The organism is Nostoc sp. DedSLP04, assembly GCF_034530775.1.
Lineage (GTDB): Bacteria > Cyanobacteriota > Cyanobacteriia > Cyanobacteriales > Nostocaceae > Nostoc.
In genome coordinates this window covers 1-14,952 of the sequence record NZ_JAVRCL010000049.1, presented here as the reverse complement: position 1 = coordinate 14,952, position 14,952 = coordinate 1, and the positions used below count along the sequence as shown (strand labels likewise).

The 14,952-nt window shown below is 41.1% G+C and carries 16 protein-coding genes; 9 read left to right on the top strand and 7 right to left on the bottom strand.

What is annotated here, in order from left to right:
- Positions 1-108 precede the first annotated feature (108 nt).
- Positions 109-492, bottom strand: coding sequence for a hypothetical protein (locus tag RMX89_RS24115; RefSeq protein WP_322686393.1), 384 nt, complete (start codon positions 490-492; stop codon positions 109-111).
- 128 nt (positions 493-620) lie between these two features.
- Between RMX89_RS24115 and RMX89_RS24110 the strand changes: the two genes are divergently transcribed.
- The 3 genes from RMX89_RS24110 to RMX89_RS24100 all read left to right on the top strand — a co-directional run bounded on the left by RMX89_RS24110 (position 621) and on the right by RMX89_RS24100 (position 2,887).
- The gene (locus RMX89_RS24110) at positions 621-803 is read left to right on the top strand and encodes a hypothetical protein (RefSeq protein WP_099104126.1); all 183 of its coding nucleotides are present in this window, start codon (positions 621-623) and stop codon (positions 801-803) included.
- 141 nt (positions 804-944) lie between these two features.
- Positions 945-1,664, top strand: a complete 720-nt coding sequence (rnc, locus tag RMX89_RS24105; protein WP_322686394.1) for a ribonuclease III — start codon at positions 945-947, stop codon at positions 1,662-1,664.
- Positions 1,665-1,780: 116 nt separating this feature from the next.
- Complete coding sequence (locus tag RMX89_RS24100) at positions 1,781-2,887, top strand: Gfo/Idh/MocA family oxidoreductase (RefSeq protein WP_322690731.1); 1,107 nt, start codon at positions 1,781-1,783, stop codon at positions 2,885-2,887.
- 25 nt (positions 2,888-2,912) lie between these two features.
- Here the strand turns inward: RMX89_RS24100 and RMX89_RS24095 are convergent, their stop codons facing one another.
- A complete protein-coding gene (locus tag RMX89_RS24095) occupies positions 2,913-5,045 on the bottom strand; it encodes a sensor histidine kinase (protein ID WP_322690730.1) in 2,133 nt (710 codons plus the stop codon).
- A 291-nt stretch (positions 5,046-5,336) separates the two neighbouring features.
- On the opposite strand from RMX89_RS24095, the gene RMX89_RS24090 reads away from it, so the two are divergent.
- The 3 genes from RMX89_RS24090 to RMX89_RS24080 all read left to right on the top strand — a co-directional run bounded on the left by RMX89_RS24090 (position 5,337) and on the right by RMX89_RS24080 (position 7,888).
- A complete protein-coding gene (locus tag RMX89_RS24090; RefSeq protein WP_322686397.1) occupies positions 5,337-6,077 on the top strand; it encodes a RibD family protein in 741 nt (246 codons plus the stop codon).
- A 155-nt stretch (positions 6,078-6,232) separates the two neighbouring features.
- A complete protein-coding gene (locus RMX89_RS24085; RefSeq protein WP_322690729.1) occupies positions 6,233-7,414 on the top strand; it encodes a GNAT family N-acetyltransferase in 1,182 nt (393 codons plus the stop codon).
- A 90-nt stretch (positions 7,415-7,504) separates the two neighbouring features.
- Positions 7,505-7,888: a DUF4346 domain-containing protein gene (locus RMX89_RS24080; RefSeq protein WP_322686399.1), complete on the top strand. Its 384-nt coding sequence runs from the start codon at positions 7,505-7,507 to the stop codon at positions 7,886-7,888.
- Between the two features lie 73 nt (positions 7,889-7,961).
- On the opposite strand, the gene psb32 is transcribed toward RMX89_RS24080, so the two are convergent.
- Entirely contained in the window at positions 7,962-8,699 is a 738-nt protein-coding gene (gene psb32, locus RMX89_RS24075; protein ID WP_322690728.1) for a photosystem II repair protein Psb32, read from the bottom strand.
- 477 nt (positions 8,700-9,176) lie between these two features.
- Between psb32 and surE the strand changes: the two genes are divergently transcribed.
- The gene (gene surE, locus RMX89_RS24070; RefSeq protein WP_322690727.1) at positions 9,177-9,857 is read left to right on the top strand and encodes a 5'/3'-nucleotidase SurE; all 681 of its coding nucleotides are present in this window, start codon (positions 9,177-9,179) and stop codon (positions 9,855-9,857) included.
- Between the two features lie 182 nt (positions 9,858-10,039).
- Positions 10,040-10,663: a hypothetical protein gene (locus RMX89_RS24065; RefSeq protein ID WP_322690726.1), complete on the top strand. Its 624-nt coding sequence runs from the start codon at positions 10,040-10,042 to the stop codon at positions 10,661-10,663.
- A gap of 390 nt (positions 10,664-11,053) precedes the next feature.
- Here the strand turns inward: RMX89_RS24065 and RMX89_RS24060 are convergent, their stop codons facing one another.
- Positions 11,054-11,533: a hypothetical protein gene (locus RMX89_RS24060; RefSeq protein WP_322690725.1), complete on the bottom strand. Its 480-nt coding sequence runs from the start codon at positions 11,531-11,533 to the stop codon at positions 11,054-11,056.
- Positions 11,534-12,211: 678 nt separating this feature from the next.
- Between RMX89_RS24060 and RMX89_RS24055 the strand changes: the two genes are divergently transcribed.
- Complete coding sequence (locus tag RMX89_RS24055; protein ID WP_322686403.1) at positions 12,212-12,664, top strand: Hsp20/alpha crystallin family protein; 453 nt, start codon at positions 12,212-12,214, stop codon at positions 12,662-12,664.
- Positions 12,665-12,999: 335 nt separating this feature from the next.
- On the opposite strand, the gene RMX89_RS24050 is transcribed toward RMX89_RS24055, so the two are convergent.
- From RMX89_RS24050 to RMX89_RS24040, 3 genes are all read right to left on the bottom strand, one after another.
- A complete protein-coding gene (locus RMX89_RS24050) occupies positions 13,000-13,722 on the bottom strand; it encodes a hypothetical protein (protein ID WP_322690724.1) in 723 nt (240 codons plus the stop codon).
- A 393-nt stretch (positions 13,723-14,115) separates the two neighbouring features.
- Positions 14,116-14,469: a hypothetical protein gene (locus RMX89_RS24045; protein WP_322690723.1), complete on the bottom strand. Its 354-nt coding sequence runs from the start codon at positions 14,467-14,469 to the stop codon at positions 14,116-14,118.
- 143 nt (positions 14,470-14,612) lie between these two features.
- The gene (locus RMX89_RS24040; protein WP_322670333.1) at positions 14,613-14,840 is read right to left on the bottom strand and encodes a hypothetical protein; all 228 of its coding nucleotides are present in this window, start codon (positions 14,838-14,840) and stop codon (positions 14,613-14,615) included.
- Positions 14,841-14,952 lie beyond the last annotated feature (112 nt).

The window sequence follows — 14,952 nt, the reverse complement described above, 5'->3', positions numbered from 1 at the left end:
ATTTTTTGTACGGGTTTTGTGCGTAAGCGTACCCTTTGGGATCTTGCTACGCGTAGCGTCTCGTAGAGAAGCTCGTCGTAGACATCGCTAATTTATCATCTAAAGCATTTAAAGCATTCCCAATATCTCTAATGCTGTATCCAAATGCCATTTAACCCGATAGAGTCCAAACAGTTTCTCTTGACTGTAACGTGCAGGGTACTCTAACTTCCTTCCCTCCATCGTCACCTTGAGCAATGCTGACTGCTCTGGTGTCGGTGTTCCCATAGCTTCTAGTGTCGCTTCTAGCGTTTCTACTTGAGAAAGCATAGGAGACTTCAATCCTTTATTCTCCGATACTTGCTTGCAGGCTATAACAGGGAAAGTTAGGAGTGCATTAATGTATGATGCTTTATCAGCAGGGTTTCCTATTGCTTGGATGCCGTACTGTATCAGACATAAATCGCGTAACGCTCTCAAGCTTTTAACTTCTAATTCTGTGCGCGTAAACATAAAATAGAGTTACCTCTTGTAAAAGTGGGAATCGGTGGGCAACAAGTTTCTCAGGCTAAGATGCCCATCGATTTAAGATTATCCACTGATATACACGTGGAGAATAAGTTTATTTGTATTTCTATACAATGTCTAAAAATAAAGGTAATCCAGATAACTTAAAGCCATTCACCACAGATAGAGAACGACCATTAACTGAATATCTACATTTGCGTGTCACCAAAGAAATGAAGGAAGAGGTAAAAGCTAAAGACGATCCTCCTGAATTTTGCCGTCAAGCTATCCAAGAGAAGCTAGATAGAGAGAAGTAGCAAAAAGTTGTTAGAGTAATAGTCCAAGAGATTTAGATATATAAGTATAGATAGCTAGTTACCTTCCCCTGCCTCCCCTGCCTCCCCTGCCTCCTCTGCCCCTCCGCCCCCTGCCCCCTGCCCCCTTCCCCTTATCATGTAATGCCCCTTGCCTATCCACGCCGTCAACGGCAACTTGAAAGTTTAGTCCAAAAATTTGGTTTGTCGCTAGAAGCACCTATAAAGTGGGAACTGTTGGATTTAGCGCTAACTCATCCCACTGTCTCTGATTCGGCAAATTATGAACAGCTAGAGTTTGTTGGCGATGCAGTGGTGCGGCTGGTGTCGGCTGTTGTGTTATGGGAAAATTATCCCGATTGTCCAGTAGGGGATTTTGCAGCAATTCGTTCGGTATTGGTAAGCGATCGCATTCTCGCCCAATTGGCCAGAGTTTATGGTTTGGAGTTATACTTACTAGTCGCTGGCAGTGCTACCGCCGATAAAGTTGGTCTAGAGTCACGATTGGCAGATGCTTTTGAAGCAGTTTTGGGTGCCCTTTACTTAAGTACTCAAAATCTAGAATTGATTCGCTCTTGGCTAGATCCCCACTTTCACCAATTAGCAACAGAAATTCGCCTCGATCCCGCCAGACTTAATTACAAAGCTGCTCTCCAAGAATGGACTCAGGCGCAATTTAAAGTTTTACCAGAGTATCGGGTTGTGGAAATCACTCAACCGCATCGCAATCAAGAACGTTTCCTGGCTGAAGTGTGGCTGCACGGAAAGATGCTTGGACAAGGTAAAGGACGCTCAATCAAAACCGCAGAACAAGCCGCAGCTAAAGTAGCTTTTTTAGCAATTTCTAACCCGCAAATACCCTGAGCTTAAAAGAAGGGCGATTAGTCGATAATCAGTTGATTGTCAGTGGTCATTTGTCCCTCGTCCTTTGTATACAAATGACAAATGACAAATGATAAATGACAAATGACAAATGACAAATGACAAATAAAATTAATATTGCTGTCATCGGAGTTGGGCGTTGGGGAGTGCATCTGCTGCGGAATTTTTTAGCACATCCTCAAGTAAATGTAGTTGCTGTAGTAGACCCCCATCCAGAACGATTAGCGGCGGTCAAGCAGCAGTTTAACTTAGACGGGAATGTATTATTAAAAACCCAATGGCAGGATTTAAAGACAGTGCCAGGGTTGACAGGAGTGGCGATCGCTACTCCAGCTACCACCCACTATGCTTTAATCAAAGACGCTCTCCAACAGGGATACCATGTTTTGGCTGAAAAGCCCCTAACTCTTAACCCCGCAGAATGTCGGGAACTTTGCCAGTTGGCAGAGCAGCATCATTTAATACTCATGGTTGACCATACCTATTTATTTCACCCAGCAGTTGAGCGTGGAAAAACTGTAGTACAAACGGGGAAATTAGGTGATTTACGCTATGGTTACGCAACGCGCACCCATTTGGGGCCTGTCCGCCAAGATGTTGATGCGCTTTGGGACTTAGCTATTCACGATATTGCTATCTTTAACGCTTGGCTGGGGCAGATTCCTGTGAAAGTACAAGCAACGGGTACGGTGTGGCTACAGGGAGCAGGGGAGCAGGGGAGCAGGGAAGCAGAGGGGAAGAAAGATATAAATTTTCCTCTGTCTCAAGGTTTGGCTGATTTAGTATGGCTAACACTCACATACCCAGATGGCTTTCAAGCTTATATTCATTTGTGTTGGCTAAATTCTGATAAACAGAGACGACTGGGGATTGTAGGTAGCCTTGGTAGTTTGATTTTTGATGAAATGTCAATATCATCACCTTTAACCCTGCTGCATGGAGAGTTTGAACAGCAGGGGAATCAATTTATTCCTGTTAATCAGAGGCAGATAGTGCTGGAATTAGAGCCAGGAGAACCATTGGGGCGGGTTTGCTCCTCCTTTGTTGTCTCAATTCTTAACAATACTCCCTCAGAGGTTTCGTCTGGGTGGGTTGGCACTGAGTTAGTAGAAATTCTTGCTGCTCTAACATTATCTCTTAGTCAAGGTGGTAAACCTGTTTTTTTGAGCGATCGCATCGTCAAGGAGCAAAAGTCTCAGGAGTAGTGATGAATATGGACTTTTGACTAAATTACGTCTTGAAAGTCCCATTTGCACAAACTCCTCCTTTTGGAAGACTTACCAAGATAGTTTGTAAGGGCGAAAGACGAATCTCGCAAGTCTCATTTCCAAAGAGCAACTGGGACTTCGGGAGCTTTTCTTTGTCTAGCTCTACTTTTACAGATTTGTTGATCCCCAAAGAGGAACTTCCTCCAGACTCCTGTAGGCTGGGATAGCGGCTTGCTTTTACTGGCTCATTCCCAGAGGAGAATCCAAGATCCCCGACATTTGTTTCTTTATTTGGAATAGCTAACAGCGAGATATCAATCAAAGGTAAGGTAATTTTCAATGTCGTACCTTGATGAAGTCCCGCACTCTCAAGAGTAATGCTACCTCCCATGAGTTCGATTAAGTTTCGTGAAATCGCTAGTCCCAGTCCAGTACCTTCAAACTGGCGTGTTGTAGTGCCATTCACCATTACAAAGGGGCGAAATAATTTGTGCTGTTGAGTCGGATCGATACCTATACCTGTATCTTTCACAGCTACTACCACCTGAGATTTACCATTAGTAGATTGGATTTCTGTTGCAATGGTGATGCTCCCGGTGTCGGTGAACTTGGTGGCGTTGCCGATAACATTAATCAGCACTTGCTTCAGTTTTCCCGCGTCTGCCTTAATTGGGATCGCTTTGGAAGTTAACTCACATTTCAATTGCAAGCCCTTTTGCTGGACATTAACTGATTGTAAATTAATTACCTCTAACAATAGTTGTCGGAGGTCAATTGGTGTGGAAACAACTGAAAGCTTACCTGCTTCAATTTTAGAAATGTCGAGTAAATCATTAATAATACCTAACAAGTGAATCGTTGTTTCATCGGCACGTTTGAGAAACTCCATTTCTTCTTCCCGGTCATCACATAAACCTTCTTCAACCAGACGAATACAGTTAATAATAATATTTAATGGGTTTCTCAATTCATGGGAAGTCGTAGCCAAAAACTGGCTTTTAATTTGGTTAGCGCTTTTTGCTTCTTTCCAAGCTATTTCTAATTCTTCCGATCCCGCTTTCAACCGTTCTACCATTTGGTCTAATGCTTGAGCCAGTTGATTGAATTCCCGAATTTTAAAATTGTGCGGAACTGGTTGTGCGGCATGGTGAGAGTGAATATTGAGAGCATAGTCTCGCAATTCTTCTACAGGACGGGCCAAGTAAGGAGCTAAATATAAGGATGCTAACAAACTTGCGCCAATCAAACCAACTGTCAAAACGATCAGAATTAATTTGATTTCCTCTAAACCAAAAAGCGCATTATCGACGCTAGTAACAGCTAAAACTATCCATTTTTGCTGCTGCTGTTGAGTGAGTGGATTTGGAATTGCTGTATAACCAGCGACTAATTCTTTTCCTTCGGTAAAAGATAAATTTATCGAATCGTTTTGTCCCGTAATTGCATTTTTAATTATGCTTTTGATTTGGGAAGCATGAGGGTGCTGATTGATGTTAGTTCCCACCCAATCTGTCAATGGGTGTGCCAAAATTGTGCCATCTTCAGCAATCACTACCATAGCGCCCGTGAGCGATCCCGGCGGATTTTTGGTTTGTTGGGATAATGCAGATTGAATACTTAAGCTGTAAACTGAATTTCTTCGGCTATCAAATACTGGTGCAGATAAAACTAGTTGCAGTTGCTGATTTTGTGTGTTTCTTTTTCCAGTCATTCCTGCTTTTGGCGGTAAGATTGCTTTGACATCAATTCCCTCACTAGGGAAAGGTAATCTCAATTCGCCAATTTCTCGATCCCCACAGCTACTGGCAATTATTTTGTGGCTTTGGAGATTTGTTAATTGGATGCACTCAATACTAGCTGGAAGTTGTTGCCTTAACTGTGTGAGAATTTCTTGCTCTTGTATAGGCGAATCCGATGGAATCACCGTTGTTTTGCTTACACTCTGCAAATTAGCTTTTAAGATTGCGATCGCATCACCAATTCTCTCCCCTTTACTGATGGCGCTTTCTGTTAAGTTTTGCCGTGCAGTTCTCAATATACTAGTACGTGCCTTATTCAAGGCAACAAGTTCCCCTACAAGTAAAACTGGAACAAACAGCAGCAAAATTCTCGTTACTAAAATTCGACGGAAGGAAGATTGGCGGGAATTAGTCATCAAGTGTCTCACTTTGCACCTGCAATCTACAACACCAAAGATATGCAATTAAACTAGCTAGATGAGACATTTTATTAAATTATCAGAATTTTATTTTCAATGTTTAAAAATAACAAATTGCTATAATTCAAAAAGAAACGTGGTATACCAAAACTCGTATATGCTAGATGTAGAAGCGATTTGTGTTGCATATCAATACAGTGGTGAAATATCAAACAGTAGCTTGCAGGTATGGTTTTTTGAAAATCTACATACGACTAAAGTAAATATTAAAACTATCAAATCAATTTAATGTTGCAACATCGTCCTCATACTACAGTTGTTTTAGCAATGAGTGCAGATGGCAAGATAGCAGATTTTAAGCGATCGCCTGCTCGGTTTGGCTCAAGGGTTGATAAAGCGCACTTAGAAAAACAAATTGCTGCCTCTGATGCCGTTTTGTTCGGTGCTAGGACTCTGGATGCTTATGGAACAACACTTACTGTAACCGATCCAACTCTAGTGCAACTCCGGGCGCAAGGAGGGAAGCCTCAGCAACCAGTTCATATAGTGATTACAAACTCTGCAAAGCTTAATCCGGAAATTCACTTTTTTAAGCAACCAGTTAGACGCTGGCTACTCACCACAACAGCAGGGGAATTTTCGTGGAAAGAACGCTTACAGACGCTTCACTCAACTCTGGGAATCAAAGTACAGGAGTACCCTCCAGAATTTGAGAAAATTCTGGTTTTTGAAACACCAACGCGAGAAATTGACATTATCGCAGCTTTGAAGTATCTAGCCACTCTACATATAACACGCTTGGCGATCTTGGGTGGAGGTGAATTAGTCGCTTCTTTGGTGGAATTAGACTTAATTGATGAATTATGGCTAACTGTCTGTCCGCTGATTTTAGGTGGTAATACTGCACCCACACCCGTTGAAGGGAAAGGATTTTTACCTGATTTGGCTCCTAAGTTACAACTCATAGAAGTTCATACAGTTGAGCAAGAGGTGTTTTTGCACTATCGCCTGCAACGACCAGCAGATTAGATTACGCTAAGTTAAGTTATTTATTGGGCATTGGGCAATTCAATTTTGGATTTTGGATTTTAGATTTTGGATTAAATTTCAATCTAAAATCCAAAATCTAAAATCTAAAATTCTTACTCCCCCGCTCCCTACTCCCTACTCCCTACTCCTCTAAGATGGTGGAACAACTTAAGCCTCGCTATTCTGTCGTTTGGACGAACAAAATTGCTGAAGTACCCCAAAATGCCTGGAATGCTTTGGCAATGCCACTCAAAACGCCATTTTTAGAATGGGAGTGGCTGAATAATCTCGAAACTTCCCAGAGTGTTACGGCTAAAACTGGTTGGTTGCCAAATCACTTGACATTGTGGCGAGATAAAACGCTGATTGCTGCTGCGCCACTTTATCTTAAAGGACATAGTTCTGGTGAATTTGTTTTCGATCATCAATGGGCAGAGTTAGCCGATCGCATCGGAGTCCAATATTACCCAAAATTGCTGGGAATGACACCATTTACCCCAGCAGAAGGTTATCGCTTCTTAATCGCCCCAGGAGAAGACGAGGATGAAATCACAGCGCTGATAGTGCATGAAATTGACACTTTTTGCTCCAAAAATCGGATTTCTGGGTGTCATTTTCTCTACGTCGATCCCCAATGGCGTCCGATGTTAGAACGGCATGGCTTTACAACTTGGCTGCACCACAGCTATATCTGGGAAAATGCTGATTTTAAAACTTTTGATGATTACTTGAAGGTGTTTAATGCCAATCAACGGCGTAATATCAAGCGGGAACGCAAAGCTGTGGAGAAAGCAGGTTTACGATTGCAACCACTAAGTGGGGATCGAATTCCTCAGTCTTTGTTTCCCTTGATGCACCAATTCTATGCTGATACCTGTGATAAGTTTGGCTGGTGGGGTAGCAAGTATCTCACGCAAAGATTTTTTGAGCAGCTACACACCGATTATCGCCATCGAGTCTTGTTTGTTGCTGCATATAGCGAGGAAGATAATTCTCATCCTTTAGGAATGTCTTTTTGTTTATTTAAAGATGACAAACTCTATGGACGCTATTGGGGAAGTTTTCAAGAAATAGATTGCTTACATTTTGATGCTTGCTATTATGCGCCGATTGAGTGGGCGATCGCTAACAATATCCAAATTTTTGACCCTGGCGCGGGTGGGCGTCACAAAAAACGGCGCGGTTTCCCCGCTATGCCCAATCACAGTCTGCATCGCTTTTACAATAATCGTTTAGGAAAAATTTTACTTCCCTATATTAAAGAAGTGAATCAACTCGAACAGCAGCAGATTGAGGCAATTAATGCAGAGTTGCCATTTAGTAACCGAGATTCTTAAAAGTTTGCCAAGGCAGAGGGTGAACGACGAATTACACTTGATATAGAGTGTAAAAACCCTGAAAAAAGAAAATTTCTTTTTCTAATGCTTATGGATTTAATAGTTGAAGATTTAACCGCAATTGATGATAAACTTTCCCAGCGTCATATTGACCTCGATCCTGGTGGATATTTCATTATTTACTTAGATCGAGACGCAGGGTTAATTTATGCCAAGCATTTTACAAATGTGATTGACGATCGCGGTTTAGCTGTCGATCCCGAAACGGGAAAGGTAATTCCGGCGCGAGAAAAGGTAGAACGAACTCATACAACAGTTTTTAGCGCCAGAACGGCGAAAGAACTTTGCGTGAAGATTTTTGAAGAAACTCAGCCCCCTCCTGTAACTCAATTAGATCATGCAGCTTATCTAGGTAGAGAATTTGTCCGGGCTGAGGTAGCTTTAGTTACAGGGCAAGAGTATGTTCAAGATTAAAGTTAGGAGTGAGGAGTTAAAAGTTAAGAGTTAGAAACTCCTAACTCCTAACTCCTAACTCCCCACTCTACAATTACCCATTAGAAGAGGGCTGATTTATCTGATAGATATAGTAAGTTGCCATTGGGATAACGGTGGCAGCAATTAACAATCCTACTACCCAAGCAGTAGCATTACCTTGATTGGTTTCTTCTGCTTTCTTGTAAGTGCCTTCAACCTGCACATTGTCAGTTATTTGGGGTGGGCCTGGATCGGTTTTACCAGAGAGAACGGCGACAAGGCGATCGCTGGCATCGAGAAATGCCTGGTTGTATTTGTCACCATTGCGTAACGGCACACTTACTGTTTCAGTAGCTACACTCTCGGCAATAGAGTCAGTAAGCAAAGGCTTGACTCGATCCCCAGTAATAATGGCAGTACCATTGGTAACTGTATCAATAACCAATAAAGTTTGATTGGCTTGGGCTGCTTTTGTTGGAAACCATTTTTCAAACAGTTCTTTAGTAAAGCTTTCTGGTGTTTCGCCATAGTCGAGTCGGCGAACAGTAACAATTCTGACTTCCTTATCTGTTTGCTTTGCCAAATCTTTAAAAGCGCTGCTAATCTTGCCTTCATTCAGACGGCTGATGACTTCACCTTGATCCAAAACCCAAGTGTCATTCCCTGCTGTCAGGCTGGGTATTTGATACACACCTGTGGCTAAAGCAGGTGTGGTAAACAGCGAGGCTGCGAAAATAACCGTCACCAAAGGTAGAATTAGCCGGATGAGGTGTTTTTGACTGCTAAAAACTTGTTTGAGGAGCTGTTTCATCGTGTGATCCCTAAGACAGACTTGCACCAAAAATACTACAGAACCACTGCAAAAATCACCTCGTTCCCGATTTTCTTCAGTGTAAAATTTCTGATATTCTCAGCAAATATGTATATTGTACGGGATTTTTGATTACACAAACTTCTGAGGGCGGTTGCAAGCATTCACCTGACGCTAAACCTCTTACTAGTCACAAGAAATACCGCCCATTTTGGGAATTAACCCAAATACTGAGGGCGGAATTTGCAAACCATCTAGAAATCATATCGCATGATTTATATTTTGGTTCAGCAACGCCATATTTTTTCATATCTGCGAGTAGCTTTAGATATCTGAGTGAAAAAGAATGTCAACACGTTATCCTGCTAGCTCTCTACAAGAGTTGTAGACAATGCATATTTAGTTTCTAGAGATGTCTATGTGATGGTTTATATCTGCATTTTTCTGATATTTTAGCTAAATCAATATCATATATACATGACTATACTTTTAACTAACGACGATGGCATTGATGCCCCTGGTATCCAAGCGCTGCTCAAAGCTGTAAACGGCAAAAATTCTATTATCGCCGCTCCTGCCGATCATCAGTCTGGCTGTGGACATCAAGTTACTACTACTCGTGCTATCAACCTCCAGCGACGTTCTGAGACTGAGTATGCGATCGCAGGGACTCCCGCTGATTGTGTGAGAATTGCGCTAACACAAATTCACGCAGATGTCAACTTTGTACTTTCAGGTATCAACGCTGGGGGAAACTTGGGAGTCGATGCCTATATTTCTGGCACAGTGGCCGCCGTGCGAGAAGCCGCGATGCACGGTATTCCCGGAGTTGCCATTTCCCACTATCGCAAAGCCAAGCAGAATTTTGATTGGGATTTAGCTGCCAAATTCACAGCTGAAGTTTTAGCGGATTTACTCAAGCGTCCCCTAGAACCAGGAAGCTTCTGGAATGTGAATCTGCCGCATCTGCAACCAGGAGAACCACATCCTGAGATGGTATTTTGCCAAGCCTGTACCAAACCTTTGCCCGTGAACTATCGAATTGAAGGCGATAATTTTTATTATGTAGGAGAATATAGCAAACGCGATCGCACTCCTGGCAGCGATGTAGATGTATGTTTTTCCGGTAATATCGCCGTCACCCAGTTAAGAGTTTAATATCAGCCATCAGTTAATAGTTAACTATTACCAACTTTTAGTGGGTATTGAGGAGAGCTTGTATAGGGCTATTAATTAATCTTATGGGTATGTGGTGCGATCGCGATCGAAATTTTCAAGGATTTGAAATCTGGTAAAGTTTCAGTGGTACTAAACACTAATTTCAAAAAAAGGAGAAATTTATGCAGTTTCTCAAACTTGTTCTTGTCGCTCTCGTATTGATGGTGAATCTGTTAATTGCTCAACCCTCTTGGGCAGGTAAGGATTTCACTAAGGGGGCTGACTATGCTGAGGTAACTCAGGCACTCAATCAACTTCTAACTGTCAAGAATACACCTGAGCAAGCTGGCTATACACCAGAGCAATTCCAGCAGCGACTAGCACAATTGCAGTTTCAGAAAAATGTCATAGAAACAGCTAGAAAGCGGGCGCAGTGCCGTAATGAAACTGGAAAGACTTTGGCTGTCTATGCCAATAAACCAAAAAAATCTCCAACTCAACTCTACTTTCTGGGTGCAGGAACAATCACCGATGATGATTGGGATTGCGATGGTATGTACTTACCCGCAGGTTCTCAAGTGGTTTTAGGCCCAAACGCTCAACCACAACAACTGACCCAACCTATCGCCGTTAAGTTTGTTGATGGCACACAGTCTCTTGCTAGAACCAATCCAGCTACTGGTGCAATTGAATTGAATGTTGAACCTGCCAAAGTATTCAAGGCGGGTGAGAGTACTTGGTTGCTCCCCACTTTTTCCCAAGCGGATATCGATACGCAAATTCCCACCCCACAACTCATTGACTAATCTCATCTAGATAATTCAACTTTTATGCGGTAAGGAATGAGGATTAAATAAGGGATTTCCAAGAAATAAATTATCCAAATAAACGAACCACAAAGACAAGGCAGTGCGCCCTTGCGGTTAAGAGACTTGTTCGCGCAGCGTCTCCCCTTGGGAAAAGCAACTGCCGCGCAGTGTTATGCAGAGAGCGATAAACTACGCTCTTGAGTTTTCCGATCTTCGAGATGCTACTCACGTTTGCTTAAAAGCTGCTGTCAGTGCGATCGCTTGTCTTTAAAAACTAAGGGCGATCGCATTTCAGATATAATCTCGAATTTTTCACTCATCACTTCCGAAAGTGAATACAAAGTATCCTTCAGCCCAGAAAACTTTCTTTGACGAAATTTTCCACCCCTACCATCTTCGATGGTGACCCCATCCGTGGAACCCTCCTCCAAATCCGAAGTGGAACCCTCTTCCAAATCCGAAGTTGATGCCATAAGTAGGATAGGGTGACACATAGATGGGATAAGGGTTGTAGATGTAAACAGGAGAAGGCGCTACGGTGTAATCATCATCACAAATCTGAGTTGTTCTAGGTACAACATTCTCTTGCCCAGCATAAGGTAGATTCAAATAACCATCCTGAAAACCACGAGCGAATTCGCCTCCCGCAGTCCGAGGTTTATAAGTTTCTCTATTCCGAGCGCTTTGTTGTCCTTCTCGAAAACCATTTGTATAAGCATTGGGGTGGTTAGCCGACGAGTTGAGTACCCTATTATCAATAACAGGACGACAGTAAACAACCCTATCAGCTTTAGCGGCTTGGGGAAAAAGTAAAGACGTTGAGCCAGCGATTAAGCTAAATATTGTAGCAACAACTATTTTCTTCACAGCTTTTAACCTCATTTATGCTTAATACTCTAAGCCCTTTAACTTTAATTATAAAACCTGAATTATCAGGTGAGATCAGCCAAAAATCATAAATCCTTTGTCAACACCCTTGCCTTTATGCTAGGGGATTCTAGTCTAAAGTTTTAGGAATACCACGGCGCAATAGTTTATTTATTCTCCCGTAAGTTCCTGCACAATGACCACACCCCAATCGCAATAATATTTTCTGTGATTGTCGTGCTTGCGGTTATGAGTGGATGAATTCAGCATTTGATGTTACTTGTATTCAATGCAGTTGCAAAGATGTAGAGAGTATTTCATCTTAATAGTTTTCCGATGACTAAATCGAAATGCTTATTGAATAGTGTGATGGTGAGGCGAGTAGAGCTTGAATGTTGTTTTGGAAATATAAGCGATCGCCTGACTGCATATCTCCTTTAACAGCAGATTAGGTAGTTGATTATTGATATTAAAAATTCTTATTCTGGTTTACCGAACTAATAAATTAGAGTAAACCGTAATCTTTTTTTAGGTCTAATTAAGTGCGGTAATCATCATTTAATTAGGTGATGATAACCGAATTTACAGGAGTTGGAACCATACTTATTATGAATACATAAGCACAAAACCAAGTGCAAAAACGATTAAACAATAGCTGAATTTTTCCGAGAAAGAGTTATGGTACTAGTTCGTTACAACCCCTGGCAAGAATTGAACGCTTTAGAACGTCACATCAACGGCTTATTAGGAGATACCAGAGTCCCATCTGCACGGCTTGAAAAAGGCTTTGTCAGAGTTCCGGCTGCTGAGTTGCACGAAACTGATGATGCGATTCATCTCAAGCTAGAACTGCCAGGACTGGAAGCTAAAGATTTAGATATTCAAGTCACCCAAGACGCTGTTCACATTAGCGGTGAGCGCAAATCTGAAACTAAAACCCAAGACAAGGGTATTACCAAGAGTGAATTTTATTACGGCAAGTTCCAGCGTGTAATTCCTTTATCTGCTAGGGTTCAAAATACCAATGTCACCGCAGATTATAAAGACGGTATCTTGAATTTGACACTGCCTAAAACCGAGCAAGAAAAGAACAAAGTTGTCAAGGTTAATCTAGAACAACCTGCTGCATAGTGCGAAACTACTCACTTTCAATAATTGATTGAGATAGCTAAAAGCCCAGTTAGAGATGACTGGGCTTTTTTGTATGCGATCTCCACTTTAAGGTACTGCTCAGTGTCGCTCTCTTTTGTTCTAAAAATTGGCGCGATCGCTGTACTGGTACTGAATTTACATTTATACAATTTCTATTCTTTGCTTGAAATTCCCTGTGATTTTGCGACCCGTTTTATATATCTGAGTCAATTTTATTATCAAAATTTCCAGTGGAAAAATAGTTAAAAATAAACAGAATAGATATTACTATAATTTCATAATATTTGCAATATTCTCCTGCATTGAGAGTTTCATCAAGACGAGCCTTGATTTTTGATTTGTTTAGATGTAGCTTCCATAAAATCGATAAAAACTTTTATAAGCTTATGAATTCCCTCACTACCTCCGGCAATTAAACCTCCTGTCAGCAATGCATCTAAACAACGGAAAATAATTACTTGTATGGGATTATCTAAATCAATAACTACAAGTGGTTCGATTGAGCGAATACCTATTGCGCTCATTAAAAGACCGAATAAAAGAGATGTCCATAGAGCAATTGTTCGTGTATCAGATTTATAGGCTGTTTTTTGGCGCTCTTTTTCATTGATATCATCCATTTGTGGCTGGAAAATTTTTAATGGTTCTTGTTGGTTCTGTGTAAAATTTTGGATGATTTGCTGTTCTAAACTCATTCCTTCTGGCGGGAGTCCGCTGATTTGATTAGATTCTAATAATTGCTTCTGTTGAACTTCCATAAGTCTTATCTTTTCAGACAGTAGAGCCTTTTTTTGCTCAATATTAATATCTAATTGTTCGACAAATGGGCCACGCCAAGTAGTTATAAAAACTTCTAAAGAACGCTCTAATAACAAAGAAATAAATAATTGTAATGTGAGTAACTGGACAATATCATTAACTCCAAATGGTTTTAAAATGAATGGTTTGGATGATAACCAAGTTGACAAAGTTACTACTAGAAAACTAATAATGATTAATACAATAAATAGAGGAGATTCGGGAGAAAGCTTTAGCAACGTATCTATACTCCTGTTTCGCGTCACAATATCTAACACAGCCTGGAGGTGAAAACTACACCTGCTGAGTAACTTAACAACGTTAATTTGATAGAACAGTAAATAATTTATGACCCGTCCCTTTTTTCTAAAAGTGTGATGAGTCACGCCGTTGTAGGGGCATAAAGCATTCTAGTGCTACTGTGCATGAGACGATGCTGGAGCAAGTAGCAACCGTAGCACCAACTAAAAACCCTCCAAGGTGTTGGAGGGGTCAAAGTAATTTTTGCAAATGAGATGGTGATTAGGGGGAGACAGCAGCTTTTCCTGCTCGGTTAGGCATTTTCTTGTCAAAACAACCAAATGATAGTACAGCATTTTATAAATCCATTACGAACCTCTGTAAGTCTGTACTTAGTAAGATAAATCATTAGTGCTGTTGTCTGATGTCAACTGCAACTTGACAGCGTTTAGATAACCTTTATCATTCAAAGCTTGTGCTGGTAACTTTTTAGGGTTAACAGCAGTCTTAACCACATTTAATCCAGTCAGGTTTCCTGTTTGGTATTGAGATACCAAAGCGCTACTGCTAAGACTACTCTGTGCAGCATCAAAAGGTTTGAGGTAGCTGACGTTAGATGAATTGTTAGAATTGATAGCTATAGGTTCGCCACTATTGTTAGTAGCTATTTGAGTACCACCGATTCTAGGCAATAAAGCAATAGAAGTAACAATGAGTACAGAATCAATCAAGATAGAGAGTTTCATAGGATTATCCTTATTTATAGTAAAGTGCAATTAGTGTTCTTGAGTAATAGAGTCTTATTTTTTATCTGTCTTAACTTCCTGCACCCAGTTCACCTGAACGGTTGATTTGTTCCTCACCCATTCGGGTGATTGCATCCTACGGTTCATTCAAAGTTGCTAAGACCCATCATCTGATAAGCAAGAACAGCACTATCAAAGGTTTTGAGGCAATTGATATCTGTGGAATCGTTGCGTAAAGTATTAGATTTGATAGCTGTGTCGATTAATGTGCCACTCTTGCCATGAGTAGCTATTTGAGTCCTAGCGATTCTAGGTAGGACACTAGAATCAACAATGTGTGCAAAATTAAGCCAAGGAAAGAGTTTCATCATTGATGTTGTGTTGGTTAATAAATCGAGAGCTAAGTTCAGGACAAACTTGAACAGATATATATCCCTCTTCTGTCACTTTCCGAGTATTCTGAATAAAAGGATTAAAAGAAAA

Excerpts from the sequence above, each read along its gene's own strand:
- RMX89_RS24095 (WP_322690730.1), bottom strand. The coding sequence starts at position 5,045 with ATGACTAATTCCCGCCAATCTTCCTTCCGTCGAATTTTAGTAACGAGA.
- RMX89_RS24040 (WP_322670333.1), bottom strand. The coding sequence starts at position 14,840 with ATGATGAAACTCTTTCCTTGGCTTAATTTTGCACACATTGTTGATTCT.
- RMX89_RS24045 (WP_322690723.1), bottom strand. The coding sequence starts at position 14,469 with ATGAAACTCTCTATCTTGATTGATTCTGTACTCATTGTTACTTCTATT.
- RMX89_RS24110 (WP_099104126.1), top strand. The coding sequence starts at position 621 with ATGTCTAAAAATAAAGGTAATCCAGATAACTTAAAGCCATTCACCACA.
- psb32 (WP_322690728.1), bottom strand. The coding sequence starts at position 8,699 with ATGAAACAGCTCCTCAAACAAGTTTTTAGCAGTCAAAAACACCTCATC.
- RMX89_RS24100 (WP_322690731.1), top strand. The coding sequence starts at position 1,781 with ATGACAAATAAAATTAATATTGCTGTCATCGGAGTTGGGCGTTGGGGA.
- RMX89_RS24115 (WP_322686393.1), bottom strand. The coding sequence starts at position 492 with ATGTTTACGCGCACAGAATTAGAAGTTAAAAGCTTGAGAGCGTTACGC.
- RMX89_RS24055 (WP_322686403.1), top strand. The coding sequence starts at position 12,212 with ATGGTACTAGTTCGTTACAACCCCTGGCAAGAATTGAACGCTTTAGAA.
- rnc (WP_322686394.1), top strand. The coding sequence starts at position 945 with ATGCCCCTTGCCTATCCACGCCGTCAACGGCAACTTGAAAGTTTAGTC.
- RMX89_RS24085 (WP_322690729.1), top strand. The coding sequence starts at position 6,233 with ATGGTGGAACAACTTAAGCCTCGCTATTCTGTCGTTTGGACGAACAAA.
- RMX89_RS24080 (WP_322686399.1), top strand. The coding sequence starts at position 7,505 with ATGGATTTAATAGTTGAAGATTTAACCGCAATTGATGATAAACTTTCC.
- RMX89_RS24065 (WP_322690726.1), top strand. The coding sequence starts at position 10,040 with ATGCAGTTTCTCAAACTTGTTCTTGTCGCTCTCGTATTGATGGTGAAT.
- RMX89_RS24090 (WP_322686397.1), top strand. The coding sequence starts at position 5,337 with ATGTTGCAACATCGTCCTCATACTACAGTTGTTTTAGCAATGAGTGCA.
- surE (WP_322690727.1), top strand. The coding sequence starts at position 9,177 with ATGACTATACTTTTAACTAACGACGATGGCATTGATGCCCCTGGTATC.